General features: G+C 65.4%; 22 protein-coding genes. 14 read left to right on the top strand and 8 right to left on the bottom strand.

Annotated elements, in window-relative coordinates; genetic code table 11:
• The first annotated feature begins 29 nt into the window (after nucleotides 1–29).
• The 4 genes from A6723_RS23930 to A6723_RS23915 all read left to right on the top strand — a co-directional run bounded on the left by A6723_RS23930 (nucleotide 30) and on the right by A6723_RS23915 (nucleotide 8,327).
• Nucleotides 30–1,712, top strand: a complete 1,683-nt coding sequence (locus A6723_RS23930; RefSeq protein WP_054908652.1) for a fatty acid--CoA ligase — start codon at nucleotides 30–32, stop codon at nucleotides 1,710–1,712.
• 208 nt (nucleotides 1,713–1,920) lie between these two features.
• On the top strand, nucleotides 1,921–3,843 hold the full coding sequence (locus A6723_RS23925; RefSeq protein ID WP_054908653.1) for a DUF1302 domain-containing protein: 1,923 nt from the start codon (nucleotides 1,921–1,923) through the stop codon (nucleotides 3,841–3,843).
• A 155-nt stretch (nucleotides 3,844–3,998) separates the two neighbouring features.
• Nucleotides 3,999–5,366 (top strand): DUF1329 domain-containing protein, encoded by a 1,368-nt coding sequence (locus A6723_RS23920; RefSeq protein WP_054908654.1) that lies wholly within the window; start codon nucleotides 3,999–4,001, stop codon nucleotides 5,364–5,366.
• Between the two features lie 234 nt (nucleotides 5,367–5,600).
• The gene (locus A6723_RS23915) at nucleotides 5,601–8,327 is read left to right on the top strand and encodes a LuxR C-terminal-related transcriptional regulator (protein ID WP_054908655.1); all 2,727 of its coding nucleotides are present in this window, start codon (nucleotides 5,601–5,603) and stop codon (nucleotides 8,325–8,327) included.
• A gap of 279 nt (nucleotides 8,328–8,606) precedes the next feature.
• Here A6723_RS23915 and A6723_RS23910 read toward each other — a convergent pair whose 3' ends face one another.
• Entirely contained in the window at nucleotides 8,607–9,476 is an 870-nt protein-coding gene (locus A6723_RS23910; RefSeq protein ID WP_054908656.1) for a hypothetical protein, read from the bottom strand.
• 163 nt (nucleotides 9,477–9,639) lie between these two features.
• Here A6723_RS23910 and A6723_RS23905 point away from each other — a divergent pair, with 163 nt between their 5' ends.
• On the top strand, nucleotides 9,640–10,578 hold the full coding sequence (locus tag A6723_RS23905; RefSeq protein ID WP_054908657.1) for an alpha/beta fold hydrolase: 939 nt from the start codon (nucleotides 9,640–9,642) through the stop codon (nucleotides 10,576–10,578).
• 318 nt (nucleotides 10,579–10,896) lie between these two features.
• On the opposite strand, the gene A6723_RS23900 is transcribed toward A6723_RS23905, so the two are convergent.
• Nucleotides 10,897–11,736, bottom strand: a complete 840-nt coding sequence (locus A6723_RS23900; RefSeq protein ID WP_024762671.1) for a metal-dependent hydrolase — start codon at nucleotides 11,734–11,736, stop codon at nucleotides 10,897–10,899.
• Nucleotides 11,737–11,857: 121 nt separating this feature from the next.
• Between A6723_RS23900 and A6723_RS23895 the strand changes: the two genes are divergently transcribed.
• The 3 genes from A6723_RS23895 to A6723_RS23885 all read left to right on the top strand — a co-directional run bounded on the left by A6723_RS23895 (nucleotide 11,858) and on the right by A6723_RS23885 (nucleotide 14,397).
• Nucleotides 11,858–12,877 carry an AraC family transcriptional regulator gene (locus A6723_RS23895; RefSeq protein ID WP_054908658.1) on the top strand — a complete coding sequence of 340 codons (1,020 nt, stop codon included), beginning with the start codon at nucleotides 11,858–11,860 and terminating at the stop codon, nucleotides 12,875–12,877.
• 83 nt (nucleotides 12,878–12,960) lie between these two features.
• Complete coding sequence (locus tag A6723_RS23890; protein ID WP_037012945.1) at nucleotides 12,961–13,602, top strand: MBL fold metallo-hydrolase; 642 nt, start codon at nucleotides 12,961–12,963, stop codon at nucleotides 13,600–13,602.
• Between the two features lie 84 nt (nucleotides 13,603–13,686).
• A complete protein-coding gene (locus A6723_RS23885; RefSeq protein WP_054908659.1) occupies nucleotides 13,687–14,397 on the top strand; it encodes an OmpA family protein in 711 nt (236 codons plus the stop codon).
• A gap of 150 nt (nucleotides 14,398–14,547) precedes the next feature.
• Here A6723_RS23885 and A6723_RS23880 read toward each other — a convergent pair whose 3' ends face one another.
• From A6723_RS23880 to A6723_RS23865, 4 genes are all read right to left on the bottom strand, one after another.
• A complete protein-coding gene (locus tag A6723_RS23880; protein WP_054908660.1) occupies nucleotides 14,548–15,456 on the bottom strand; it encodes an acyltransferase in 909 nt (302 codons plus the stop codon).
• An 82-nt stretch (nucleotides 15,457–15,538) separates the two neighbouring features.
• The gene (gene pta / locus A6723_RS23875) at nucleotides 15,539–17,665 is read right to left on the bottom strand and encodes a phosphate acetyltransferase (RefSeq protein ID WP_054908661.1); all 2,127 of its coding nucleotides are present in this window, start codon (nucleotides 17,663–17,665) and stop codon (nucleotides 15,539–15,541) included.
• A 61-nt stretch (nucleotides 17,666–17,726) separates the two neighbouring features.
• A complete protein-coding gene (locus A6723_RS23870) occupies nucleotides 17,727–18,917 on the bottom strand; it encodes an acetate kinase (protein WP_054908662.1) in 1,191 nt (396 codons plus the stop codon).
• Nucleotides 18,918–18,919: 2 nt separating this feature from the next.
• Entirely contained in the window at nucleotides 18,920–19,252 is a 333-nt protein-coding gene (locus A6723_RS23865; protein ID WP_164488281.1) for a DUF3565 domain-containing protein, read from the bottom strand.
• Here A6723_RS23865 and A6723_RS23860 point away from each other — a divergent pair.
• The 3 genes from A6723_RS23860 to A6723_RS23850 all read left to right on the top strand — a co-directional run bounded on the left by A6723_RS23860 (nucleotide 19,221) and on the right by A6723_RS23850 (nucleotide 21,265).
• Entirely contained in the window at nucleotides 19,221–19,706 is a 486-nt protein-coding gene (locus A6723_RS23860; protein ID WP_024762679.1) for a peptidylprolyl isomerase, read from the top strand. The genes A6723_RS23865 and A6723_RS23860 overlap by 32 nt on opposite strands.
• A gap of 220 nt (nucleotides 19,707–19,926) precedes the next feature.
• Nucleotides 19,927–20,412: a glutathione peroxidase gene (locus A6723_RS23855; RefSeq protein WP_024762680.1), complete on the top strand. Its 486-nt coding sequence runs from the start codon at nucleotides 19,927–19,929 to the stop codon at nucleotides 20,410–20,412.
• Nucleotides 20,413–20,524: 112 nt separating this feature from the next.
• Complete coding sequence (locus A6723_RS23850) at nucleotides 20,525–21,265, top strand: nitroreductase family protein (protein ID WP_054908663.1); 741 nt, start codon at nucleotides 20,525–20,527, stop codon at nucleotides 21,263–21,265.
• On the opposite strand, the gene A6723_RS23845 is transcribed toward A6723_RS23850, so the two are convergent.
• Together A6723_RS23845 and A6723_RS23840 are read right to left on the bottom strand one after the other, a co-directional pair.
• Nucleotides 21,252–21,659: a tautomerase family protein gene (locus A6723_RS23845; RefSeq protein WP_054908664.1), complete on the bottom strand. Its 408-nt coding sequence runs from the start codon at nucleotides 21,657–21,659 to the stop codon at nucleotides 21,252–21,254. The two genes, A6723_RS23850 and A6723_RS23845, sit on opposite strands and share 14 nt — an antisense overlap.
• Nucleotides 21,660–21,663: 4 nt before the next feature.
• On the bottom strand, nucleotides 21,664–21,969 hold the full coding sequence (locus A6723_RS23840; protein ID WP_038803571.1) for a carboxymuconolactone decarboxylase family protein: 306 nt from the start codon (nucleotides 21,967–21,969) through the stop codon (nucleotides 21,664–21,666).
• A 107-nt stretch (nucleotides 21,970–22,076) separates the two neighbouring features.
• Between A6723_RS23840 and A6723_RS23835 the strand changes: the two genes are divergently transcribed.
• The 3 genes from A6723_RS23835 (at nucleotide 22,077) to A6723_RS23825 (ending at nucleotide 24,824) form a co-directional block, all read left to right on the top strand.
• A complete protein-coding gene (locus A6723_RS23835; RefSeq protein ID WP_054908665.1) occupies nucleotides 22,077–22,967 on the top strand; it encodes a LysR substrate-binding domain-containing protein in 891 nt (296 codons plus the stop codon).
• A 74-nt stretch (nucleotides 22,968–23,041) separates the two neighbouring features.
• Nucleotides 23,042–23,632 carry a TetR/AcrR family transcriptional regulator gene (locus tag A6723_RS23830; protein WP_054908666.1) on the top strand — a complete coding sequence of 197 codons (591 nt, stop codon included), beginning with the start codon at nucleotides 23,042–23,044 and terminating at the stop codon, nucleotides 23,630–23,632.
• A 79-nt stretch (nucleotides 23,633–23,711) separates the two neighbouring features.
• On the top strand, nucleotides 23,712–24,824 hold the full coding sequence (locus tag A6723_RS23825; protein WP_054908667.1) for an NADH:flavin oxidoreductase: 1,113 nt from the start codon (nucleotides 23,712–23,714) through the stop codon (nucleotides 24,822–24,824).
• Nucleotides 24,825–24,940: the final 116 nt, after the last annotated feature.

Here is a 24,940-nt window from a genome sequence, read left to right as displayed (position 1 = left end):
CGAAATCCAGCCTTGAGAGTGCGCACGCCATGCTGAAAACCCGCGTCATCCCTGCTGCCCAGAACGCCTATCAGTATCCGTTGTTGATCAAGAGCCTGCTGCTGTCCGGCAGCCGTTATGAAAAGGGCAGGGAGATCGTCTACCGCGACAGCGTGCGTTACACCTACGCCACGTTCAACGAGCGCGTGGCGCGGCTGGCCAACGTACTGACCGAGGCCGGTGTGAAGGCCGGTGACACCGTGGCGGTGATGGACTGGGACAGTCACCGTTACCTGGAGTGCATGTTCGCCATCCCGATGATCGGTGCGGTGCTGCACACCATCAATATCCGTCTTTCGCCGGACCAGATCCTCTACACCATGAACCACGCCGACGACCGCTTCGTGCTGGTCAACAGCGAGTTCGCCGCGCTCTACCAGGGCATCGCCGGGCAACTGACCACGGTGGAAAAGACCCTGCTGATCACCGACGGCGCGGACAAGACCAGCACGCTGCCCAACTGTGTCGGCGAGTACGAGACCCTGCTGGCTGCCGCCAGCCCGCGCTACGCGTTCCCCGATTTCGACGAGAACTCGGTGGCGACCACCTTCTACACCACCGGCACCACCGGTAACCCCAAGGGTGTGTACTTCACCCACCGCCAACTGGTGCTGCACACCCTGGCCATGGCGGCGACCATCGGCAGCCTGGACAGCATCCGCCTGATGGGCACGGATGATGTGTACATGCCGATCACCCCGATGTTCCACGTCCATGCCTGGGGCGTGCCCTACGTGGCGACCATGCTGGGGGTGAAGCAGGTGTATCCGGGGCGTTACGAGCCGGAGTTGCTGTGCAAGCTGATCCGCGAGGAGAAGGTGACCTTCTCCCACTGCGTGCCGACCATCCTGCAGATGATGCTCAACACCGCCAGCGCCAAGGACCACGACTTCGGCGGACTGAAGATCATCATCGGTGGCAGCGCGCTGAACCATGCGCTGTACGACGCCGCCAAGGCCCGTGGCATCCAGCTCACCGCCGCCTATGGGATGTCCGAGACCTGCCCGCTGATTTCCTGCGGTTACCTCAACCAGGAACTGTGCGCCGGCAGCGAGGATGAGCGCACCACCTACCGCATCAAGGCCGGTGTGCCGGTGCCACTGGTGGAAGCGGCGATCATGGACGAGCACGGCCAGTTGCTCCCGGCCGACGGCGAGTCCCAGGGCGAGCTGGTGCTGCGCGCGCCCTGGCTGACGCAGGGCTACTTCCGTGAGCCGGAGAAGGGCGAAGACCTCTGGGCTGGCGGCTGGATGCATACCGGTGACGTGGCGACCCTCGACGGCATGGGCTTCATCGATATCCGCGACCGTATCAAGGATGTGATCAAGACCGGCGGCGAATGGCTGTCCTCCCTGGAGCTGGAAGACCTCATCAGCCGTCATCCGGCGGTGCGCGAGGTTGCGGTGGTCGGCGTGCCCGATCCGCAGTGGGGCGAGCGCCCGTTCGCCCTGCTGGTGCTGCGCGAGGGGCAGGCGCTGGACGCCAAGGCGCTGCGCGAGCACCTCAAGCCTTTCGTCGAGCAGGGCAACATCAACAAGTGGGCGATTCCCTCGCAGATCGCCATTGTTACTGAAGTTCCCAAGACCAGTGTCGGCAAGCTCGACAAGAAGCGTATCCGGGTAGACATCGCCCAATGGCAGGAGGCCGGCAGCGCCTTCCTCTCCACGGTGTGACCGACGACCGGCAAGTCACGGTTTGTGGGCGGCCGTGCCAAGCAAGCGCTTGGCACGGCGCAGCCCAGTGACCACGCCATCTCGGGCTCTGCGCAAGCGTCTAGTCAGGGCCTTTGTAAGACAAATCACACTTTCGAGCGATCAAGCACCGTAGGACGCTGGATATAGTCGCCGCTACTCATAACAAAAAACACATGGAGTAGCGTCGATGAAAACCATGCAACATATCTGGCGCCTGGCACGGTTGCCGCTGGCAGTCAGCCTGGCTTCTTCACTGGCGGCTCCCGCTTCCGCTGTCAGCTTCAACATCGGGGAAATCGAAGGCTCGTTCGACTCGACGCTGTCCGTGGGGGCTAGTTGGTCGACTGAGAATCCGAACAGCAACCTCATCGGCGTGAACAACGGCGGCAAGGGCCTGTCCCAGACCTCCGACGATGGTCACCTGAACTACAAGGCCGGCAAGACCTTCTCGAAGATCTTCAAGGGCATTCACGACCTCGAACTGAAATACGAAGACACCGGTGTCTTCGTGCGCGGCAAGTACTGGTACGACTTCGAGCAGAAGGACGAGAACACCGAGTTCAAGCCGCTCTCCGACCACAACCGCAAGGAAGCCGCCCAGGCCTCCGGCGCGGAAATCCTCGACGCCTTCATCTACCACAACTACAACATCGCCGACCTGCCGGGCACCGTGCGCTTTGGCAAGCAGGTGGTGAACTGGGGTGAAAGTACCTTCATCCAGAACGGCATCAGCGTGATCAACCCGTTCGACGTCACCGCCTTCCGCCGCCCGGGCTCCGAGATCAAGGAAGCCCTGGTGCCGGTGAACATGTTCTACCTGTCGCAGAACCTCACCGAGAACCTCTCCGCCGAAGGCTTCTACCAGCTGGAGTGGGACCAGACGGTGGTCGACAACTGCGGCACCTTCTTCTCCCAGCCGGACGTGGTGGCGGATGGTTGCACCCAGAACCTGGCGGTGCTGACCAACAACCAGGCCTCGATCAACACCCTGAACTCCCTGCTCGGCCCGAGCCTGGCCCTGACTCCGTCGCCGTGGAACGAAGGTATCGTGGTCAAACGCGGTCCGGACCGCGACGCCCGCGACAGCGGCCAGTACGGTTTCTCGCTGAAGTACTTCGCTGACAGCCTGAACACCGAATTCGGCGGCTACTACATGAACTACCACAGCCGCCTGCCGATCTTCAGCGGCCGTGGCGCCGACACCTCCAAGGTGGCGCAGATCAACCAGCTGATCACCAACATCGCGGCGATCAGCCCGTCCCTGGCGGCCCAGGCCGGCGCGGCGGCGATGGCGGGCAACTCGAGCTACTTCATCGAGTACCCCGAAGACATCCGCCTGTACGGCCTGAGCTTCTCCACCACGCTGCCCACCGGTACCGCCTGGCAGGGGGAGATCAGCTACCGCCCGAACGCACCGGTGCAGCTGAACACCACCGACATCCTGTATTCCGGCCTCGACCCGGTGTCCATCGGCGGCAACCACGTCTACGACAACGCCTCCGTGCTGACCGGCACCGCCGGCCAGGACCTGCATGGCTACCGCCGCAAGGAAGTCACCCAACTGCAGACCACCTTCACCCACTTCTTCGACCAGGTCATGGGCGCCGAGCGTCTGACCCTGGTGGGCGAAGTCGGCTGGACTCACGTCGGTGGCCTGGAAAGCCAGAACAAGGCGCGCTATGGCCGTGACCCGGTCTTCGGCCCCGGCCCGCTGAATGGCACCCTCAATGGCCTGGCGACCTGCGAAGCGCTCAACGCCTCCACCCTGGGCACCGCCAACGCCAACAACGTCAGCCGCAACTGCGAAAGCGACGGCTTCACCACCGCTGACTCCTGGGGCTACCGCGCCCGTGCGATCTGGGACTACAACGACGTGTTCGCCGGTGTGAACCTCAAGCCCAACGTGGCCTGGTCCCACGACGTGGACGGTTACTCCCCCGGCCCCGGCGGCAACTTCGAGGAAGGCCGCAAGGCAGTCAGCCTGGGTATCGACGCCGACTACCTGAACACCTACACCGCCAGCCTGGCCTACACCAACTACTTCGACGGCAAGTACTCCACCGTCGACGATCGCGACTTCGTCAGCCTCAGCTTCGGTGTGACCTTCTAAGCCGGCCGTTCAACCGGCAACCGGCCCGCCCGCGCGGCGGGCCATCCGCGTGGGCGGGGTGACCCGTCCCGCGCGAGCAGCAGACAAGACCCGCGAACCGCGTTTGCAAGCGCGGCCACCGCGGTGGGCAAAGACTCAACGAGGACGATAAACGAATGAGAACAACAAAGATCCTGCTGCACACGGGCGCCCTGGCGCTCAGCCTCATCGCCTCCCAGGTGATGGCGGCCGTCTCTGCCGATGAAGCGGCGAAGCTGGGCACCTCCCTGACTCCGATGGGCGCAGAAAAGGCCGGCAACGCCGACGGCAGCATCCCGGCCTGGACCGGCGGCCTGCCCAAGAACGCCGGCACTGCCGACAGCAAGGGCTTCCTCAGTGATCCGTTCGCCAGCGAGAAGCCGCTGTTCACCATCACCGCGCAGAACATGGACCAGTACAAGGACAAGCTGACCCCCGGCCAGCAGGCCATGTTCAAGCGCTACCCCGATACCTACAAGATGCCGGTGTACACCACGCACCGCACCGCCACCGTGCCGGCCAACGTGCTCGAGGCGACCAAGAAGAACGCCACCAGCACCAAGCTGCTGCAGGGCGGCAACGGCCTGGAGAACTTCCAGGTGGCCAACCCCTTCCCGATTCCGAAGGACGGCCTGGAAGTCATCTGGAACCACATCACCCGCTACCGTGGCGGCCACGTGCGTCGTCTGGTGACCCAGGCCACGCCGCAGGTCAACGGTTCGTACTCGCTGGTGTACTTCCAGGATGAATTCGTCTTCCGCACCGACCTGAAGGACTACGACGCCAGCAAGCCGAGCAACGTGCTCTTCTACTTCAAGCAACGCGTCACCGCTCCCGCGCGCCTGGCCGGTAACGTGCTGCTGGTGCACGAGACCCTCGACCAGGTGAAGGAACCGCGCCTGGCGTGGCTGTACAACGCCGGTCAGCGCCGCGTACGCCGCGCCCCGCAGGTTTCCTACGACGGCCCGGGTACCGCCGCCGACGGCCTGCGTACTTCCGACAACCTGGACATGTACAACGGCGCGCCGGACCGCTACGACTGGAAACTGGTGGGCAAGCAGGAGCTGTACATCCCGTACAACAACTACAAGATGGACGATCCGAAGCTGAAGTATTCGGACATCATCAAGCCCGGCCACCTGAACCAGGACCTGGCCCGCTACGAGCTGCACCGCGTATGGCACGTGACCGCCACCCTGAAGCCGGGCGAGCGCCACATCTACGCCAAGCGTGACTTCTTCATCGACGAGGACACCTGGCAGGCCGTGGAGATCGACCACTACGACGGTCGCGGCACCCTGTGGCGCGTCGCCGAGGCGTTCAACCAGTACTACTACAACTACCAGGTACCGTGGTACACCGCGGAAACCCTGTATGACCTGCTGTCCGGTCGTTACCTGGTGCTGGGCCTGAAGAACGAGGAGAAATCCGCCTACGACTTCAACTACAGCGCCTCGGAAAGCGACTTCACCCCGGCAGCGCTTCGCCAGGAAGGCGTGCGCTGATCCCCCGATCCCCACGGGTGGTTCCGCGGTGAAAAAAGACCGGCCTTCGGGCCGGTTTTTTTATGGGACATCATCTGTCAGATGAATGGAGGCGGGAATGTCGGACGCCTTCCAGTCATCTTGTGAGCAAAGGTAACAAAATCGGCTTCAATTCCCGCCCGCAAGGGGCTAGGCTCCGTCCTCAGTGTGACCTCCGTCGACATAGCGATAAGAGCTAGAGCAAGAGCCAGGCCGATGACCGACTTCTCGACTCTGCCAAGACTGACCGATGTTCCCCCCAGCACGGCCGGCAGCCGCTTCTTCCGGCCGCCGCTGCCGCATGGCCACGTTGCTCGTTCGCGCCTTTGCCAGCGCATGGCCGCAGGGCTGGAGGGACGGCTGATACTGGTGTCTGCGCCGGCGGGGTTCGGCAAGAGCTCCCTCGCCATCGAGTTCTGCCAGACGCTGGAAAGCCAATGGCACAGTCTATGGCTGGGGCTCAGTGCCAGGGACAGCGACCCCGGGCGTTTCCTCGAACGCCTGCTCGAAGGCCTGCGCCTGCATTTCCCCACGCTCGGCGAAGAAGCCCTGGCCCTGCTGAAGATGCGCCAGCGCCACCAGCCCTTTGCCTTCGAAGCCTGGCTCGATGACCTGCTCGATGAACTGGTGGACAGCCTGTCCGTCGAGCGCCCGCTGCTGCTGGTGCTGGACGACTATCACCTGGCCCAGGGCGCAGTGCTCGACCGTTGCCTGCAATTCCTGCTCAACCACCAGCCCCCCGGTCTGGTCGTACTGGTCACCAGCCGTCAACGTCCGGACTGGCACCTGGCGCGCCTGCGCTTGTCGCGGCAATTGCTGGAGTTCACCGAGCAGGACCTGCGCCTGACCGTGGAGGAAACCGCCCAGCTGGTCTCCGCCAACGGCGCGCAGCTTGACGACAACGCCCTGGACAACCTGGTCGAGCGCAGCGAAGGCTGGATCGCCGGCCTGCGCCTGTGGCTGCTGGCCCACGGCGACGAATTGGCGGCCAACGTGCCGGACCTGTCCGTGCATGGCGCCGAGGAGCTGATCCGTGACTACCTGCTGGAAGAGGTGATCGACAAGCAGTCGCCGGAAGTCCAGGTATTCCTGGCCCAGACCGCGCGCTTCGAGCGCTTTTCCGCCGAACTGTGTGATTCCCTCCGGGACTCCCATGACAGCGCCTCCATCCTGCGCCACCTGCAGCAGCATCAGGTGTTCCTGGTGCCGCTGGACGAACAGGGCCAGTGGTTCCGCTATCACCACCTGTTCTCCGACCTGCTGCTGGCGCGCCCGCTGCCCGGTTCCGGGCCGTCCGCAGCCGCGCTGCACCTGCGCGCGTGCCGCTGGTTCAGTGCCCAGGGGCTGTTCGACGATGCGGTGGAGCAGGCCCTGCGCGCCGGCCACCCGGAAGTGGCTGCGAGCCTGGTGCAGAGCCTGTCCGAAGAACAACTGCTGGCCGAACAGAACGTCGCCACGCTGCTGCGCTGGAAGATGGACCTGCCCGACAGCCTGCTGGCCAGCACGCCGCGCCTGATCGTGCTGTACAGCTGGGCGCTGGCGCTGGCCTGCCAGCTGGATGCGGCCGAGGAGCTGGCAGCGCAGCTGTCGCGTTTCCTGCCCGCCGCCGATGCCACTGCCCAGCGCGATCTGCTCGCGCAATGGCAGGCTCTGGCCGGGGTAATTGCCCGTGGCCGCGGCGAGATCGATGCGGCCGAGCGTCACTGCGAAGAGGCCATGCACGGCCTTGGCCCGGAACGCTTCGGCCCGCGCCTGTTGTGCCTGTCCACGCTGAGCAACCTGGCCATCGTGCGCGACGATCTGTGGCGCGCGCGCGGCCTCAATCGAGAAGCGCTGGAGCTGGCGCAGCGCTTCGGCAATCCGCTGTTCGAAGCCATGGTGCATTACGACCGAGCGCGCGTCCTGCAAGCGCGCGGCGAAGTGCTGCGTGCCGAGGACGAAGTGCGCCAGGGGTTGGCGCGGCTTTCCGGTCTGTCCTCGCAGCGGCGCTACGCGGTGCGCGGCCGATTGATGCTCTACCAGGGTTATCTGCGTAGCCTCGCACTGCAACCGGACGAGGCGCGCAAGTGCCTCAAGGCCGGTATCGAGGAAGCCCGCGCCTGCCGCGACATCAGCCTGGTGATCGGCTTCTGCGTGCTGGCCAGCCTGGAAGGGCGGCTGGGCAACTACACCCGTGCCTTCGCTCACCTCGCCGAGGTCGAGCGGATGATGCACGTCTGGGACGTGCCGCCGGTCTACTACCTGTCGGCCATTACCCTGATCAAGTGCGAGCTCTGGCTTGGTCAGGGCCAGGTCGAACTGGCCAGCGCCTGGCTGGAGCGCCTGCGCGACACCTACACCGGCGCCGAGCCGGCCACGCCGCCGGAATGCTCGCCGCAGCTGCCGCGCAATGTGGAAATGCTCCAGGCCCTACTGGAGCGCCGCGAAGGCCGCATGGCCGAGGCCGAAGCACGCCTGCGAGCCGTGGCCAGCGGCGCCCTGCAAGGTGGTGCGCAGTTGCAGGCGCGCTTTGCCCAGGGCCAACTGGTTGCCTTGCTGCTGCAGGATGGCCGCGAGCGCGAGGCGTCCTTCGAGTTGGGCGAGTGCCTGAGCGGCCTGGCCGCCGGCCTGACGATCCCGCTTCAGGAAGTGCTGCAGCAACATCCGGAATGGCTGCGCGAGCAACTGGCCGTGCGGGTCACCTCGCCAGCCATCGAGGCCCTGCGTGAGCGCTTGCCGGCGGCGCCGGAGCGCAGCGCGACGCTCACCGATTGCCTCAGCGGCCGTGAGCTGGCCGTACTGGAACTGATCGCCCAGGGCTGCTCGAACCAGGAGATCAGCGATCGCCTGTTCATTTCCCTGCATACCGTGAAGAGCCACGCCCGGCACATCAACGACAAGCTTGGCGTGGAACGTCGTACCCAGGCGGTGGCGCGAGCGAAGGAGATGGGGTTGCTGCGGTAGGGGAGTTGGTGCAGGTCGTTGATTTCGGCTTGTCGGCTGGCCGCGCTCCCGCTCCCTGGCCTACCCCCGCAAGCGGGAGAGGGGACTGATCCTCTGTCCGCCCTGCCTCCACTGCCTCCCTGATGCTCCCCAGAGTTGCATCAGGGCCGCGATCCTCCCTGTATTTCCGAACAACCCCCTCTCCCTTCAGGGAGAGGGCTGGGGAGAGGGCGCTGAGCCTTGGGCTGCGATGCCAGACTGGGCTTCAGCTCTCCAGGTGCACACTCGCGCCCTGCGGAACTACATCCCTTTCTTGTCTCCCTCCACCGGCGCACTCAGATCCAGCCCTTTCGGCGCCGGCTGGCCCTTGGCCGGTGGTGCCAGTTGCTTCTGCACATCCGCCTGGATCGCCTGCAGCACCGGCAGCAGATCGCGCATGTTCTCGCGCACCTCCGGGTAGGCGTGCTTCTGCGCCAGTTCATCCACGCGCATCAGCAGCTGCACGCGCACTTCCGGCGGCAGGTGGATGAACAGCTCGGGCAGTTGTTTGGCCAGTTCGGCGCTGTAGAGCACCAGGTCCTGGCGATCGAACTGGGCAGTCAGGCCGAGGTAGTCCAGGGCGCTGCTGGTGAGCATCGAGGCGGCGGCCTTGGCTTCCTGCATGCCCTGCAGGCGCACCGGGTTGCGCTGCTCGCTCTGCGCCAGGGTCATCCAGAACTCCACCGTCAGGTTGAACAGGATCGCCTGTTCGCGCAGCGAGTAGCTCATCAGGCCCAACGCCTCGGCGCCATAGGGCTGCTTGGCGGCGCGGAAGTTGAAGTACAGGCGCATCAGCTCCTTGAGCTTGAACAGCACCTCGCGCGCCTCGTTCTGCCGCAGCTCCAGTGGCGCGTAGATGTTCAGCTGCGGGCGGAAATTTTCCTCGCTGACCATGCGCTGGTAGATCGGCCCGGTGAACTCGCCGCTGCGCCGGGGCAGGCCGTTGACCTGGGTCTCGTCGATCTTCTTCAGCGCGTCGATCAGCACCTGGTAGTCGGCGCTGGTCCAGTTGCGCTGGATGTCGGGAATCTTCTGGCCCAGGTAATAGAGGTCGGCGGACAGGGCCGGGCGGCACAGGAGCAGCAACAGCACGGCCAGCGGCCACAGCGAACGGCGAGTCAGGATCGGCACGAACGGGCTTTCCTTGCGCGAGGGCGGGTCGGGCTAGGTTAGCGGGGTGAGCGGGCTGCGTCATCCCGTGACGGGCCTCGACACTACCTAGGTTGGGCGCGGCGACGTGGGCGCTGTGGTGTGATTCGGGCTTGAGAACAACAAGCACGGGAGTCACTCGTCCATGACCGCCACATTGTCTGTGCAACCGCCGCTGGCCGAGGGCCTGGCCCGCTATGGTTTCGGCCCCCTGCCGCTGGCTGCGCTGAAGGCACGCTACGCTTCGCCCGAGTCCGGTTCGAAGTTCATCCACGTCGACGGCTTCGACATCCATTACCGCGACGAAGGCAGCCCCGAAAAACCGGTGCTGGTGATGGTCCACGGCGTGATGGCCTCGCTGCATACCTGGGACGGCTGGGTCGCCGAGTTGTCCGAGCACTTCCGCATCATCCGCCTCGACGTTCCCGGCTTCGGCCTCACTGGTGGCGGCCAGGACCGCGAATACGACGGCGAGCGCCTGGTGAAGGTGTTCGGCCTGTTCCTCGACCGCCTGGACCTCAAGCAGGTGTCCATCGCCGGCAACTCGCTGGGCGGCTACATCGCCTGGAACTACGCGCTGGCCAACGCCCACCGCGTCGAGCGGCTGATCCTTATCGACCCGGCCGGCTACTACATGCAGAAGGTCCCGCTGATGATCGCCAGCGCCGTGCTGCCCGGCGCCGGCATCATGATGCCGATGTGGATGCCGCGCGCCCTGGTGGCCCAGGGCATCAAGGAAGTCTACGGCGATGCGCGCAAGATCAAACCGGGCGTGATCGATCGCTACTACGACATCAGCCGCCGGCCGGGTAACCGCCGCGCGATGATCGACATCTTCCGCGTGCTGGTGAAGGCCAACCGCGAGGAGCTGCCCACCACCCCCAACCGCGTGGCCGCGTTGAAGGTGCCGACCCTGCTGATGTGGGGTGAGCGCGACCGCTGGATCTCGCCGCGCCATGTACCGATGTGGCAGCGCGACGTACCGGGGATCGAGGTGAAGGTCTATCCGGGCGTGGGGCATATCCCGATGGAGGAAATCCCCGAGGAGTCGGCAGCGGACGCGCTGCGCTTCCTGCATGCCTGACTGTTGATTGTTCAATGAAAAGCCCGGCCAAGCGCCGGGCTTTTCGTTCTGCCGAATTGCTTTTCGTAGGATGAATAACGCGTCAGCGTTATCCGCCATGCAACGGCCGGCGGATAACCTGTTCCAGGTTATGCGCCCTACGGTCCTGCCCAAGCGCTTTTCGTAGGATGGTGTGGAGCGAAGCGATACCCATCAGTTCCCGCGCGCCGACAGCATGGGTATCGCTGCGCTCCACCCATCCTGCGGGGAAGTTCGCGGTCAGTACTGGAAACGAAACCGCCCCGACAGGGCGGGGCGGTGTTCGAAGCGAAGGGCGGATCAGCCAGCGTGCGCCAGCGGCTGCGGGTCGTATTCCTTGCGCACCTCGTAGAGCACATCGAGGTTGTTGTGCTGCCACGGGTGGAAGTCGGACTTGAAGAAGTCCAGGTACTCGCGCAGCAGCGGGCGGAACACGCCGTGCTTGCCCCAGGTCCACTTGATGCCGTCGCGCCAGACGCGCCAGTTCCACAGCAGGCCGTCCACCTTGAGCATGTGCACCAGGCCGCGGAAGGTATCCAGCACGAAGAAGAAGGTCGCCATGCGCATCGCCCGGCGCAGCAGCTTGCGGCTGCCGCAGACCTGGTTGTAGACGTCGAAGGCCACCGCCTTGTGCTCGGTTTCTTCCAGGGCATGCCAGCGCCACAGGCGCTGCATCACCGGGTCGGCGCCTTCCATGGTGCGCGGGTCGGTCAGCAGCCCGTTGGCCATGATCGCGGTGATGTGCTCCAGCGCCGCGGTCGCTGCCAACTGGCGCTTGGCAGGGAACTTCTTCTGGGTGAAGCGGATGCGCGCCTGGGCGCGTTTCTCGATGGCGGTGACGTCGTAGCCCAGGTCGCGCAGGCGCTGGCTGTAGGTCAGGTGCTCGCGGCTGTGGTGACCTTCCTGGCCGATGAAGCCGCGGATCTGCTCTTTCAGCACCGGGTCGCTGATCTGGTCGCGGAACTGCCGCACCGAGTCGATGAAGAAGCGCTCGCCGTCGGGGAAGAGCACCGACATGGCGTCGAACAGATGGGACTTGAACGCGTCTCCGCCGTGCCAGTGACGCGGCAGCGGATCGGGCAGATCGAAGTCCATGTGCCGGGGCTTGATCTCCAGTCCTGCGGGGGTGGTGCTGGCCATGGCGGCTCCAGTGTGGTGGTTGTCCATGGTCATTACTCTGGGCTTGTAGCGGAAGCGTCACAAGGTTATTGTCTGCCAACTTTCCGGTCATATCCGGCCAGCGGTCAACATAAGAAGAACGATGAAGCAACCGCTCAATTTCACCGCCGAACTGGTGCCGGTCGCCTATGCGCAGGCGCTCCTGGACCTTGCCGAAGAGCTTGGTGTGCCGCGCGCGCGCCTGTTCGAGCTGGCCCGCGTGCGCCCCGAGGTACTGCAGAGCCCCAACGGTCGGTTGTCCTTCGTCGATTTCCACCAGTTGTCCAGCGCTGCCCTGGCGCACTGCAACGAACCTGCCTTCGGCCTGCTGCTGGGGCAGCGGCTGAACGTCTCCACCCACGGCATCCTTGGCTACGCGGTGCTGTCCAGCGCCAATCTCGAGCGTGCCATCGCCTTCGCCCTGAAGTACTACCGCGTGCTGGGCCTGGCCTACGACCTGGAGATGGTGGAAGACGGCGGCGTGTCCTACCTGCGTGCCAGCGAGTCGATTCCCCTGGGGCCGACGAGCCGCTTCGCCGCCGAAGGCCTGATGACCAGCCTGCACACCATCGCCCGTTTCCTGGTGGGCGAGCCGCTGCAGGGCGTCAGCGTTGGCTTCGCCTACGCCGAACCGGACTACGCCGAGCGCTACGCCGAGGTATTCGGCGGGGAAGTGCTGTTCGACCAGCCGTTCCACTTCATCGGCCTGCCCAGCGAATACCTGGCGCGGCCCATGGCGCTGGCCAACCCGGCCACGGTGCAGATGTGCGAGCAGCAGTGCGAGGCGCTGCTGGCCACGCTGGACGTGCAGGAGGGCCTGCTGACCCGCATCCGCCGCCTGCTGCTGGCGCGGCCCGGCGAGTTTCCCGACCTGGAGGCGGTGGCGGCGGACCTGCACACCAGCGGCCGCAGCCTGCGTCGACATCTTTCGAACCTGGGCACCACCTACCAGGAAGTGCTCGACGACGTGCGCAAGCGCCTGGCCCTGCAATACCTCACCACGACCCACCTGCCGCTCTACGAGATCGCCCTGCTGCTGGGCTTCAACGACCCGTCGAACTTCCGCCGGGCGTTCCGCAAGTGGACCGGCAAGCTGCCCACGGATTACCGCCAGGGCGACTGAACCGTCGACCGGGCCGGCTCGCCAGGGCTGGGGGAATCAGCGAAAATGGGCGTCGTGTACTTCCGCAACCCAGCGAGTCCCCGATGAGCGAACAGCCTGCCCTGATCCGCGAAACCTTCCCTGTCGGCCCCTTGCAGTGCAACTGCACCATCATCGGTGATCCCGTGACGAAGAAGGCCATCGTCGTCGATCCGGGTGGCAACCACGAGCTCATCCTGCAACGCCTCGACGCGCTGGGGCTCAAGGTGGTCAGCATTATCCATACCCATGCGCACCTGGATCACTTCCTCGCCTCCGGGCAGATGAAGGAAAAGACCGGCGCGACCCTGCACCTGCACAAGGACGACCAGTTCCTCTGGGATAACCTGGAAATGCAGTGCCGCATGTTCGGCGTGCCCTATACGCCCGTCCCGTCGCCCGACCAGTGGTTGGCCGATGACGAGGAGCTGGCCTGTGGCTGCGGCGTGGCGCTGCACACACCGGGGCATACGCCGGGTTCGATGAGTTTCTGGTTCCCCAGGGACAAGCTGCTGATCGCCGGCGATACGCTGTTCCGCCGCAGCATCGGCCGCACCGACCTGTGGGGCGGGGATTACGCCACCATCGAGCGTTCGATCCGCGAGCGTCTCTATGCACTGGACGAAGAAGCTACCGTAGTCACAGGCCACGGGCCCGATACCAATCTGGGCGATGAGATGCGGGAAAATCCCTTCATCCGTGCTTAAGGTTGCTCGGGAATTATTTGCACGTCCTAAGCTCTAACTTGCCGCCCGATACCGGGTGTTTCGCTATTCGAGGAGTCATCCGTCATGTTCACCGCACGTAGTCTGTCCATGGTCGCGGCTGCCACCGCCTTTGCTCTCATGGCCGGTTGCGCCTCCCAGAATCCCTATGATCCCAACACCCAGGTGCCCGCCGAGGGCGGCGTCAGCAAGACCGCCAAGTACGGCGGCCTGGGCGCGCTGGCTGGTGCCGTGGCCGGCGCCGCGATCAACCACAACAACCGTGGCAAGGGCGCGCTGATCGGCGCTGCCGCCGTGGGCGCCGCGGCCGCAGGCTACGGCTACTACGCCGACAAGCAGGAAGCCAAGCTGCGCCAGCAGATGCAGGGCACCGGGGTGCAGGTCGAGCGCCAGGGTGACGACATCAAGCTGATCATGCCGGGCAACATCACCTTCGCCACCGACTCGGCGAACATTGCGCCGTCCTTCTATACCCCGCTGAACAACCTGGCCAACTCCTTCAAGGAGTTCAACCAGAACAGCATCGAGATCGTCGGCTACACCGACAGCACCGGCAGCCGCCAGCACAACATGGACCTGTCCCAGCGCCGTGCGCAGTCGGTCGCGAGCTACCTGACCTCCCAGGGCGTCGATGGCTCCCGCGTCAGCACCCGTGGCATGGGCCCGGACCAGCCGGTGGCCTCCAACGCCGACGTCAATGGCCGCGCCCAGAACCGCCGCGTGGAAGTGAACCTGAAGGCCCTGCCGGGGGCACAGACCCAGCAGTACCAGCAGTAAGCACCGCCCATGAAAAAGCCCGCCGATTGGCGGGCTTTTTTGTTCTTGCTCTTCTGTAGGAGCGAGCTTGCTCGCGAACCGGGACCGCTCGGTGCCATGCGGTTCGCGAGCAATAACGATGGCGTTCCCCTCGCTCCTACAAAAAGCGCATCAGGCCTTGGCGGGGAATTCGCGGTGCAACTGGGCCAGCAACTGGTCCTTGCGCTCCCAGAGCTGGTTCACCCACAGCTGGAACTCGGCGCGGTAGCCCTCGTCCTGGTCGTAGCTCTTGCCGATGAACTGGCGCGGAATCTCCAGCTCTTCGAAGCGCACTACCACCGAGCGCAGCTTGCCGGACATCAGGCACCAGAAGGTCGGGCGGCCATCGGGGTAATGGATGGTGACGTTCACCAGGGTCTTGAGCTGCTCGCCCATGGCGTCGAGGACGAAGGCAATGCCGCCGGCCTTGGGCTTGAGCAGGTGCTGGAACGGCGACTGCTGTTCGTCATGCTTGGCCTGGGTGAAGCGGGTGCCTTCGAGGAAGTTGAAGATCGACACCGGGATGCGGCTGAACTTGGCGCACGCCTTGCGGGTGGTCTCCAGGTCCTTGCCTTTCTTCTCCGGGTACTTGGCCAGGTAGGCCTTGGTGTAGCGCTTCATGAAGGGGAAATCGAGCGCCCACCAGCACAGGCCGATGATCGGGACCCAGATCAGCTCCTGCTTGAGGAAGAAGCGCAGCAGCGGCACGCGGCGGTTCAGCTGGTACTGCAGGACGAGAATATCGACCCAGCTCTGGTGGTTGCTGGTGACCAGGTAGGAGTGGTCGTAAACCAGACCTTGCAGGCCCTCGACGTTCCAGTGAGTGCTGCGCACCAGGTTCATCCAGCCCTTGTTGCAGGCGATCCAGCTTTCGGCGATCAAGCTCATGATCTTGCTGCAAGCGCTCTGCGCCGCGGCGAACGGCAGGACGATCTTGACCAGCGTCATGCCGAGCAGCAGCGTGGCCCAGCAAACGGTATTGAGGAACAGCAGCAGGCTCGCGATCACGCCGCGAACGATCGGGGGGAGGAAACTCAACATCGAGGAATGGTCCTTGTACGTAGGCGCCCGGTTGGCCGGGCGCGTGATGCGTTCGTGGGCACATCCCTCGTGCCTTGGGTTATCAGCCGTCCTTGCCGCTGTCCGCCTGGATCGCCGTCAGCGCGATGGTGTAGACGATGTCGTCCACCAGCGCCCCGCGTGACAGGTCGTTCACCGGTTTGCGCAGGCCCTGCAGCATCGGGCCGATGCTGACGCAGTCGGCGCTGCGCTGGACGGCCTTGTAGGTGGTGTTCCCGGTGTTCAGGTCGGGGAACACGAATACATTGGCGCGTCCTGCCACCTGGCTCTCGGGGGCCTTCAGGCGACCCACGCTGGCGATGGCGGCGGCATCATACTGCAAGGGGCCGTCGATCAACAGATCGGGGCGTTTTTCCCGCGCGATGCGTGTTGCTTCGCGCACTTTCTCGACATCTGCGCCCGTTCCCGACTCGCCGGTGGAGTAGCTGATCATCGCCACCCGCGGGGTGATGCCGAAGGATTGCGCCGAGGCGGCACTCTGCAGGGCGATCTCTGCCAGGTCACTGGCCGAAGGATCGGGATTCACCGCACAGTCGCCATAGACCACCACCTGGTCGGGCAGCAGCATGAAGAACACCGAGGACACCAGGTTGTAGCCCGGCGCCGTCTTGATCAGCTGCAGGGCCGGGCGGATGGTGTTGGCGGTGGTGTGGATGGCGCCGGAAACCAGCCCGTCCACCTCGTCCAGGGCGAGCATCATGGTGCCCAGCACGACGTTGTCTTCGAGTTGCTGCTCGGCCATCGGCGCATTCAGGCTTTTGCCCTTGCGCAGCTCGACCATCGGGTCGACGTAACGGCTGCGTACCAGATCCGGGTCGACGATCTCCAGGTCCGCGGGCAGCACGATACCCAGCATCTGCGCCACAGCTTGCACATCGTCGGGCTTGGCCAGCAGCACGCAGCGGGCAATGCCGCGGGCGTGGCAGATGGCGGCGGCCTGCACGGTGCGCGGTTCGCTGCCCTCGGGCAGGACGATGCGCTTGCCCGCGCGATTCGCGCGCCGGGTCAGCTGGTAGCGGAACACCGGCGGCGACAGGCGCAGCTCGTGGGGCGCGCCGCAGCGCTCCTTGAGCCACTCGAAGTCGATGTGTTCGGCAACGAATTCGGTGACACGCTCGGCGCGCTCGCGGTCGTCCACCGGGATTTCCTTGTTCATCCGCGACAGGTCGCCGGCGGTGTCGAAGGAGCCGGTCTTCACCGTCAGCACCGGCAGGCCGCTCTGCAGCGCGCTGCGGCACAGCTCCATGATCCGCGCGTCCGGCGCCAGGCCCGAGCACAGCAGCAGGCCGGCCAGCGGCACGCCGTTCATGGCGGCGAGGCAGGCGGCGAGGATGATGTCGTCGCGGTCGCCCGGCACCACCACCAGCACGCCGGGCTTGAGCAGGTGCACGGTATTCGGCGCGGAGGGTGCGCAGAGGATGATCTTCTGCACGCGGCGTTGTTCATAGTCGCCGGCGTTGAGCACGCTGGCATCCAGCAGGTCGGCGACGTCGCGGGTGCGCGGGGCGTTCATCTCGTCCTGCCAGGGGATGCAGCCGAGCAGGCGGACGTCACCGTCGCGCAGCAGCGGGGAGTGTTCCTTCAGGCGCTCGCCGAACAGCCGCGCGGCGGCCTCGGCATCGCGGGGCATATCGTCGCTCTCGCCGCCGCGCACCTTGTTCACGATCAGGCCGGCCAGGTGCGGGTCGCGCGGGCCGCCGAACAGCTGGGCAAGAATCTCGATGCGGTCGGACAGCTCGCTCACGGTCTCGTTGTCCGGCGCGGAGACGAGGATCACTTCGGCATCCACGCTGCGCGCCAGGTGAGCGTTGATGCGTGCGGCGTAGCTGGCATGCTTGGTCGGCACCATGCCTTCGACGATCATCACGTCCTTGTCCACGGCGGCGTTGTTGTACATGCCGACTATGTCTTCGAGCAGCTCGTCGAGCAGGCCGTCGCCGAGCATGCGCTCGACCTTGGAGAGCGACAGCGGGGTGGGTGCATTGAGGCCGTGGGTGCGTGCGACCAGTTCGCTGGAGCGCTCCGGGCCGTCGTCCCCTGCATGGGGCTGGGCGATGGGCTTGAAGAAGCCGACCTTCAGGCCGGCGCGTTGCAGGGCGCGGATCAGCCCCAGGCTGGTGGACGTCAGGCCAACACCGAAACCGGTCGGTGCGAGGAAGAAGGTGTGCATCCGGGCTCCTTAAGCCGTGCGGAGAGAGGAGGTGCCCTTGTGGGGCGCAACCCGTGGATCTTCAGTCGAGTACGGCCAGGGTGTCGAGAGCGATCTGCCGTTCTTCGTTGGTGGGGATCACCAGTACGCGCGGATGGCCGGCCAGGTGGATCGGCCCGCCGACACCGCGCACGCAGCGGGCGTTGGCTTCGCCGTCGAGTTCGAGGTTGAGCACGTGCAGGTGCTTGACCGTGAGGTTGCGCACCAGCGCGGAGTTCTCGCCGATGCCGCCGGTGAAGATGATGCCGTCCAGGCGCGGCAGCGCACAGGTCAGCGAGGCCAGCGACTTGGCCAATCGGTAACAGAATACTTCGATGGCCAGCGCCGCATTGGCGTGGCCCTGCTCGCGGGCATGCTCCAGGGTGCGCATGTCGTTGGACAGCCCCGACAGGCCGAGCAGGCCGCTGTCGTGGTTGAGCATGTGGTCGATCTTCTCCAGGCTCCAGCCCAGGGTGCGCGCCAGGTGGCTGTGCAGGTTCGGGTCGACGTCGCCCGAGCGGGTCCCCATCATCAGGCCTTCCAGCGGGGTCAGGCCCATGCTGGTGTCGCGGCTCTGGCCGTTGGCGATGGCGCAGGTGGAGCTGCCGTTGCCCAGGTGCGCGGACAGCCAGTAGCTGTCGCCCACCGCCAGCCCGCTCATCTCGGCCGCCTTGTGGCTGACGTAGCGGTGGCTGGTGCCGTGGAAGCCGTAGCGGCGTACGTGCTGCTCGCGGTATAGCGGCTCGGGGATGGCGTAGCGGTAGGCGCGCTCGGGCAGGCTCTGGTGGAAGGCGGTATCGAACACGGCGATGTGCGGCAGGTCCGGGTAGAGCGCCATGGCGGCGTCGATGCCCACCAGGTTGGCCGGGTTGTGCAGCGGCGCCAGGGGCGAGGTCTCGCGGATGGCGCTGAGCACTTCATCGGTCAGGCGCGAAGCCTGGGTGAAGCGCTCGCCGCCGTGTACGACGCGGTGGCCGATGGCGTGCAACTCGCCTTGTGCAGCCTGGGCCACCAGCGGCAGCAGGCGGGCGAGGGCGGCCTTGTGGTCGCCACCGGGCAGCTCCAGGGTCTGCGGCTGCTCGTCGGTCTCGCCCTGCCAGCGCAGGCTGGCGCCGTTGGAGCCAAGGCGCTCGGCCAGGCCGTGGAGGATGAAGTCTTCGCGCCCCTCTCGAACCAGGGCGAACTTGATCGAAGAACTGCCGCAGTTGATCACCAGGATATTGCGAGCCGGCATGCCTACTCCTTGTTGCTGTCGGAATCCTTGGCGCACCAGCCGCAGGGGAACCAGCGGCCGATCTGCGCCTTGCGTTGCTGCGGGTCCAGCACCCAGGGCCGCGACTGCCAGGGCGGCTGGTGGCGCAGGTGCTGGGTGTGGCCGCAGGACAAGACTGCCACCCAGTGGCCGTCTTCGTCCTGATGAAAGTCAAGCAGGCGCGGCGGACCCGCGTTGTCCCGTCCGTCCGTCTTCGGGTCGCATTCGGGGGCGTCGCCGCGTAAACTTACGCGCTCAACTTCTATATCAGATAGGTTTCGAACCATGCAGATCGCGGCCAACAAGGCGGTTTCCATCGACTATACCCTGACCAACGACGCAGGTGAGGTCATCGACAGCTCCGCCGGCGGCGCTCCGCTGGTCTACCTGCACGGTGCCCACAACATCATTGGCGGCCTGGAAAAAGCCCTCGAAGGCAAGCAGGTCGGTGATGAACTGGACGTGACCGTCGAGCCGGCCGATGCCTATGGCGAGTACAGCGCCGAACTGGTCGCCACCCTGACCCGCGAGATGTTCGAAGGCGTGGACGAGCTGGAAGTCGGCATGCAGTTCCACGCCTCCGCTCCGGACGGCGGCATGCAGATCGTCACCATCCGCGACATCGATGGCGACGACGTGACTGTCGACGGCAACCACCCGCTGGCCGGCCAGCGCCTGAACTTCAAGGTGAAAGTGGTCGACATCCGTGACGCTTCGGCTGAAGAAGTCGCCCACGGCCACGTCCACGGCGAAGGTGGTCATCACCATTGATCGCTGCCACCCGGTCGCTCATCGAGATCGGGTGGAGCCATCATTGAGCTGCTAAGCTCAATCGGGAAAGGCGCCTTCGGGCGCCTTTCTCATGCAATCGGCTTCAACTGCAAAGAATGCCAGGGCATTTTTCCCGCATCGACTGGGATTGCGCAGCACGTCGGACACATTGTCCGCCCCTGCGCGGGCACTTCGTGCCTACTTCTTCAAGGAGCAAGCAATGAGCGCTTTTCACGATCTGACGCTGCATGGTCTCGACGGCCAGGATCTGCCGCTGGCCCCGCTCAAGGGCAAGGTCGTGCTGGTGGTCAACGTCGCCTCGAAGTGCGGCCTGACTCCGCAGTACGCCGGTCTGGAGAAGCTCTACCAGCAATACAAGGATCAGGGGTTCGTGGTACTGGGGCTGCCTTGCAACCAGTTCGCCGGGCAGGAGCCGGGCAGCGAATCCGAGATCCAGTCGTTCTGCTCGCTGAACTATGGGGTCAGCTTCCCCATGTCGGGCAAGCTGGACGTCAACGGCTCGGAACGTCATCCGCTGTACCGCCTGCTGGCGGGCGAGGGCGCCGAGTTCCCCGGCGACATCACCTGGAATTTCGAGAAGTTCCTGCTCGGTCCGGACGGCCGCGTGCTGGCGCGCTTCAGCCCGCGCACCGCACCGGATGATCCGGCGCTGATCCAGGCCATCGAGAAGGCGCTGGGCGCCTGACCGTTGCCGGCGGGAGAGGGCGCTTGCGCCAATCCCGCTGGCATTTCTTCCTTTGCGTTGTTTCGCGCAGCGCGCGGCGGCTTAATCGGGCGACCTGCTTCCGGAGCCCGCCATGAGCCGTTTCACCGCCGAGTCCGCCTGCTTGCCCGCCACGCCTGATGCCCTGCGCGCCTTGATCGAGCAGCGTCGTTCGGTTCGTCGCTTCCTCGACGAGCCTGTGCCCGATGCAGTGCTGCGCGATTGCCTGGAGCTGGCGGTGCTCGCTCCCAATGCCTGCAACCTGCAGCCCTGGAGCTTCCAGGTGATCCGCGATGCCCAGCTGCGGCGCCAACTGGTGCCGGTCTGCCTGGGGCAGAATGCAGCGCGCACGGCGCCGGTGCTGATCGCCGTGCTGGCGCGGCCGGATACCTGGCGCGAGTCCTGCGCCGACATCCTCGAGCAATGGCCCGAACCGCAGGTGCCGGAGAAGGTCCGGCGCTTCTATGAGCGCACCGCGCCTTTCCAGTACGACCAGGGTGCATTGGGCTTGCGCGGGTTGTTCAAGCGCGCGCTGTATTCGGTCGTCGGGTTGCGCCGTGCCCTGATGCGGCAGCCCAACAGCCACGCCGAAATGCGCCTGTGGGCGGTGAAATCCACCGCGCTGGCGGCGCAGAACCTGATGCTCGCCCTGCAGAGCCACGGCTTCGCCAGTTGCCCCATGGAAGGCTTCGACGAGGTGCGGCTGCGCAAGGTACTGCAGATTCCCCGTCACGCGGTGCCGATCATGTTGCTGGCAGCAGGGCGGGCTGCGGACAACGGCGTCTACAACCCACGCCTGCGCTTCCCGCTGGAGCAGCGCGTCAGCTGGCACTGACCGCATCGGGGCGTGTCAGCACACCCATGCGCCCGCCGCCGAAGGACCAGTCGTCCGCCTCGCTGGTGGTGATCTGTACCATCACGTCCTCGCTGGCGATTTCCAGGCGTTCGCCCAGCAATGCATTGAGTCGGCGGTAGAACGCCTGCCTGGTCTGCGAGTCGCGCGGGCGGCCGATGGTGATGGCGATGAGCACGAAGTCGTCGCTGCGCGGGCCGCCGAGGTAGTCGCGGTTGTAGACGAATTCCTCCGCTTCATGCTGGTGGATCATCACGAACTGGTCGCCTTCCGGGACGTTGAAAGCCTCGTGCATGGCGTCGTACACGGTGTCGGCCAGTTGGCGCAGGTACTGCGGTTGCTTGCCTTTACGCAGGGAGATGCGGACGGTGGGCATGGTGTCACTCCTCGTCGAGACGGTTGAGAGCGGAAGCGGCCGTCGGCCAGCCGCCGTAGAAGGCCAGGTGGGTGATCAGCTCGACCAGCTCCTCGCGGGTCAGGCCGTTGTCGCGGGCCAGTTCGAAATGGAACGGCAGTTGTTCCTGCCGGCCCTGCACCACCAGCGCGGCGACGGTTGCCAGGCTGCGCTCGCGCGGACTCAGCTGCGGGCGTTGCCAGACATCCCCGAACAGCACCTGCTCGGTGATCTGCGCCAGCTTCGGTGCCTGCTGTTGCAGGGCAGGGGAGACCTGGGGTGGACGAGACATGCTGCCGTTCCTCTTCTGTGGCTTGACGGAATCAGGCTAGCGCGGCAGGTTTGTTCTGAAAATCAGGAAATATTTGACTGATAGTTCGATTAATCAGGATGGTTGCCATGGCCCGCATCAACTTCGATCTCGACGTGCTGCGCACCTTCGTCACCGGCATCGAACTGGGCAGCTTCGCCCGTGCGGCGGACCGCCTGGGGCGCTCCACGTCTGCCGTCAGCGCGCAGCTGAAGAAGCTGGAAGAGCAGGCCGGCACCCCGGTGTTGCGCCGCGAGGGACGCGGCATGGCACTGACCGAGGCGGGTGAGACATTGTTGGCCTACGCCCGCCGCCTGCTGGATTTGAACGACGAGGCGGCCGGCGCCTTGCGTGGCGGCTCGCTGGAGGGCCGGGTGCGCCTCGGCCTGCAGGAGGACTTCGGCGAAACCCTGTTGCCCGCCGTGCTCGCGCGCTTCGCCCGTGCTCACCCCAGGGTGCGCATCGAGGTGCGCACCTCGCGCAATCAGCAACTCATAGAAGGGGTGCGCAGCGGCGAACTGGACCTGGCGCTGGCGTGGGAAACCGGTGAGCGCACGCCCTACATGGAACGCCTGGGGGTGGTGGCGCAGTGCTGGATCGGCGCACCGGATGCGCCCTTGTTTCCCGCGGCCCAAGCGCTGCCGCTGGTCATGCTGGAGGCGCCCTGCCTGCTGCGCAGCGCGGCAACGGCGGCCCTGGACAGGGCCGGCGTGCCTTGGCGCGTGGCCTTCACCAGTGCCGGGCTGTCCGGCATCTGGGCCGCCGTCGGCGCGGGGTTGGGGATCGGCCTGCGTACTCCCATCGGCTTGCCGGCCGGCGTCGAGCGGCTGGATGCCGGGCGCGCCGGGCTGCCGACCATGGAGCCGCTGGGCCTGTGCCTGCATTGCAGCGAAGCCGAACCTGAAGCCGTGGTGGAGCGCCTGCGTGAATTGCTGAAGGAAGGCGTAGCAGAGTTGCTGGAAAGCCCGGCGGTTCGCTGATCCGCTTCTGAAGGAAAATCACTGCGATCAATGGTGCTGGCAAAAGCGAGACGACCGGTCATATTCTTGCCGCCATGAACAGCATCCGACTCGACAAGCGTGACCTGATCCTCGCCAAGGGCTCCCTGGCGATGACCCGCAGCGGCTACCACGGCACCGGCGTGCAGGACATCGTCCAGGCCGCGGGGATTCCCAAGGGCTCCTTCTATCACTACTTCGACAGCAAGGAAGACTTCGCCCTGCAGGCGCTGGAGCACCTGTATGCACCACGCCTGGCGCGCTACGCCGAGGCGCTGGGTAATCCGGCACTGGGGCCGCGCGCACGCATCCTCACCTATTACCGCGAGCTGTTGGCGCACTTCGCCCGTCAGGAGAAGCTGCAGTACCACTGCTTCATCGGCAGCCTGAGCTTCGAGATGGCTGAGCTGTCGCCGCCGATCGCCGAGCGCGTCGACGGCATTCTTCAGCAGTCCATCGATACCCTGCGCGACTGCCTGGCTGACGCCCAGCGCGCCGGGGAATTGCCCGCCTCGGAGAACGTCGAGCAACTGGCCGAGTTCATCGGCAATGCCTGGCAGGGCGTGCTGGCGCGCATGAAAGTCAGCGCTTCGCTCAAGCCGGTGGAACGCTTCATCGAGCGCCTGGAGCACTTGCTACAGGCCTGATCTGCCTGAGTCATCACTCATTTTTCCAGCCCCACTCAAAAACGAGACGACCGGTCGCCTGGCCGTCATGGAGACTTCAATGACTGCATCCGTAGATACCCTGTTCTCGCCCTTCCGCCTGGGCGAACTGGAACTGCCCACGCGCATCGTGATGGCGCCGATGACCCGTAACTTCACGCCGGGCGGCGTACCCCACGCCCAGGTCGTCGAGTACTACCGTCGCCGCGCCGCTGCCGGCGTCGGCCTGATCGTTACCGAAGGCACCACGGTCAACCACAAGGCCGCCAACGGCTACCCGAACGTGCCGCGCTTCCATGGTGAAGACGCCCTGGCAGGCTGGAAGCAGGTGGTCGACGCCGTGCACGCCGAAGGCGGCAAGATCGTCCCGCAACTGTGGCACGTCGGCGCCGTGCGCCGCCTGGGCACCGAGCCGGACGCCAGCGTTCCGGGCTATGGCCCCAGCGGCAAGGAAAAGGATGGCACCGTGCTGGTCCATGAGATGACCAAGGACGACATCCAGGAAGTCATCGCCGCCTTCGCCCAGGCCGCTCGCGACGCCAAGGCCATCGGCATGGATGGTGTGGAAATCCACGGCGCCCACGGCTACCTGATCGACCAGTTCTTCTGGGACGGCAGCAACAAGCGCACCGACGAATACGGCGGCAGCCTGGCCAACCGTTCGCGCTTTGCGATCGAACTGATCCAGGCCGTGCGCGCGGCCGTCGGCCCCGACTACCCGATCATCTTCCGCTTCTCCCAGTGGAAGCAGCAGGACTACAGCGCCCGCCTGGTGCAGACGCCCGAGGAGCTGGAAGCCTTCCTCAAGCCGCTGTCGGATGCCGGCGTGGACATCTTCCATTGCTCCACCCGCCGTTTCTGGATTCCGGAGTTCGAAGGCTCCGACCTCAACCTCGCCGGCTGGACCCGCCAGCTCACCGGCAAGCCGACCATCACCGTCGGCAACGTCGGCCTGGATGGCAGCGAGTTCCTGGCGTTCTTCGGCAACACCGAGGAAGTCGCCCAGCCGTCGGGCATCGACGGCTTGCTGGAGCGTCTGAACAAGGAAGAGTTCGACCTGGTCGCCGTCGGCCGTGCCCTGCTGGTGGACCCGGACTGGGCGCTGAAAGTGCGCGACGGTCGCCTTGCCGACATCAAGCCGTTCAGCCGTGATGCGCTGATGTCGCTGGCCTGATTCGCCCGCGTCTGATCCTCAAAAGCCCCTGGCACCCACGGTGCCAGGGGCTTTCGCATTTCTGTAGGAGCGAGCTTGCTCGCGAACAGAGTCCGCTGCGCAACCGGTTCGCGAGC

The organism is Pseudomonas sp. AU11447 (assembly GCF_001672555.2).
GTDB lineage: Bacteria > Pseudomonadota > Gammaproteobacteria > Pseudomonadales > Pseudomonadaceae > Pseudomonas > Pseudomonas nitroreducens.
The sequence above is the reverse complement of the archived record's forward strand: the minus strand, read 5'-3'. Positions and strand labels throughout refer to the sequence as shown.

What these genes read in the sequence shown, in the direction of transcription:
- A6723_RS23930 (WP_054908652.1), top strand. Translation starts at nt 30, where the DNA reads ATGCTGAAAACCCGCGTCATCCCTGCTGCCCAGAACGCCTATCAGTAT.
- A6723_RS23925 (WP_054908653.1), top strand. Translation starts at nt 1,921, where the DNA reads ATGAAAACCATGCAACATATCTGGCGCCTGGCACGGTTGCCGCTGGCA.
- A6723_RS23920 (WP_054908654.1), top strand. Translation starts at nt 3,999, where the DNA reads ATGAGAACAACAAAGATCCTGCTGCACACGGGCGCCCTGGCGCTCAGC.
- A6723_RS23915 (WP_054908655.1), top strand. Translation starts at nt 5,601, where the DNA reads ATGACCGACTTCTCGACTCTGCCAAGACTGACCGATGTTCCCCCCAGC.
- A6723_RS23905 (WP_054908657.1), top strand. Translation starts at nt 9,640, where the DNA reads ATGACCGCCACATTGTCTGTGCAACCGCCGCTGGCCGAGGGCCTGGCC.
- A6723_RS23900 (WP_024762671.1), bottom strand. Translation starts at nt 11,736, where the DNA reads ATGGCCAGCACCACCCCCGCAGGACTGGAGATCAAGCCCCGGCACATG.
- A6723_RS23895 (WP_054908658.1), top strand. Translation starts at nt 11,858, where the DNA reads ATGAAGCAACCGCTCAATTTCACCGCCGAACTGGTGCCGGTCGCCTAT.
- A6723_RS23890 (WP_037012945.1), top strand. Translation starts at nt 12,961, where the DNA reads ATGAGCGAACAGCCTGCCCTGATCCGCGAAACCTTCCCTGTCGGCCCC.
- A6723_RS23885 (WP_054908659.1), top strand. Translation starts at nt 13,687, where the DNA reads ATGTTCACCGCACGTAGTCTGTCCATGGTCGCGGCTGCCACCGCCTTT.
- A6723_RS23880 (WP_054908660.1), bottom strand. Translation starts at nt 15,456, where the DNA reads ATGTTGAGTTTCCTCCCCCCGATCGTTCGCGGCGTGATCGCGAGCCTG.
- pta (WP_054908661.1), bottom strand. Translation starts at nt 17,665, where the DNA reads ATGCACACCTTCTTCCTCGCACCGACCGGTTTCGGTGTTGGCCTGACG.
- A6723_RS23870 (WP_054908662.1), bottom strand. Translation starts at nt 18,917, where the DNA reads ATGCCGGCTCGCAATATCCTGGTGATCAACTGCGGCAGTTCTTCGATC.
- A6723_RS23860 (WP_024762679.1), top strand. Translation starts at nt 19,221, where the DNA reads ATGCAGATCGCGGCCAACAAGGCGGTTTCCATCGACTATACCCTGACC.
- A6723_RS23865 (WP_164488281.1), bottom strand. Translation starts at nt 19,252, where the DNA reads ATGGAAACCGCCTTGTTGGCCGCGATCTGCATGGTTCGAAACCTATCT.
- A6723_RS23855 (WP_024762680.1), top strand. Translation starts at nt 19,927, where the DNA reads ATGAGCGCTTTTCACGATCTGACGCTGCATGGTCTCGACGGCCAGGAT.
- A6723_RS23850 (WP_054908663.1), top strand. Translation starts at nt 20,525, where the DNA reads ATGAGCCGTTTCACCGCCGAGTCCGCCTGCTTGCCCGCCACGCCTGAT.
- A6723_RS23845 (WP_054908664.1), bottom strand. Translation starts at nt 21,659, where the DNA reads ATGCCCACCGTCCGCATCTCCCTGCGTAAAGGCAAGCAACCGCAGTAC.
- A6723_RS23840 (WP_038803571.1), bottom strand. Translation starts at nt 21,969, where the DNA reads ATGTCTCGTCCACCCCAGGTCTCCCCTGCCCTGCAACAGCAGGCACCG.
- A6723_RS23835 (WP_054908665.1), top strand. Translation starts at nt 22,077, where the DNA reads ATGGCCCGCATCAACTTCGATCTCGACGTGCTGCGCACCTTCGTCACC.
- A6723_RS23830 (WP_054908666.1), top strand. Translation starts at nt 23,042, where the DNA reads ATGAACAGCATCCGACTCGACAAGCGTGACCTGATCCTCGCCAAGGGC.
- A6723_RS23825 (WP_054908667.1), top strand. Translation starts at nt 23,712, where the DNA reads ATGACTGCATCCGTAGATACCCTGTTCTCGCCCTTCCGCCTGGGCGAA.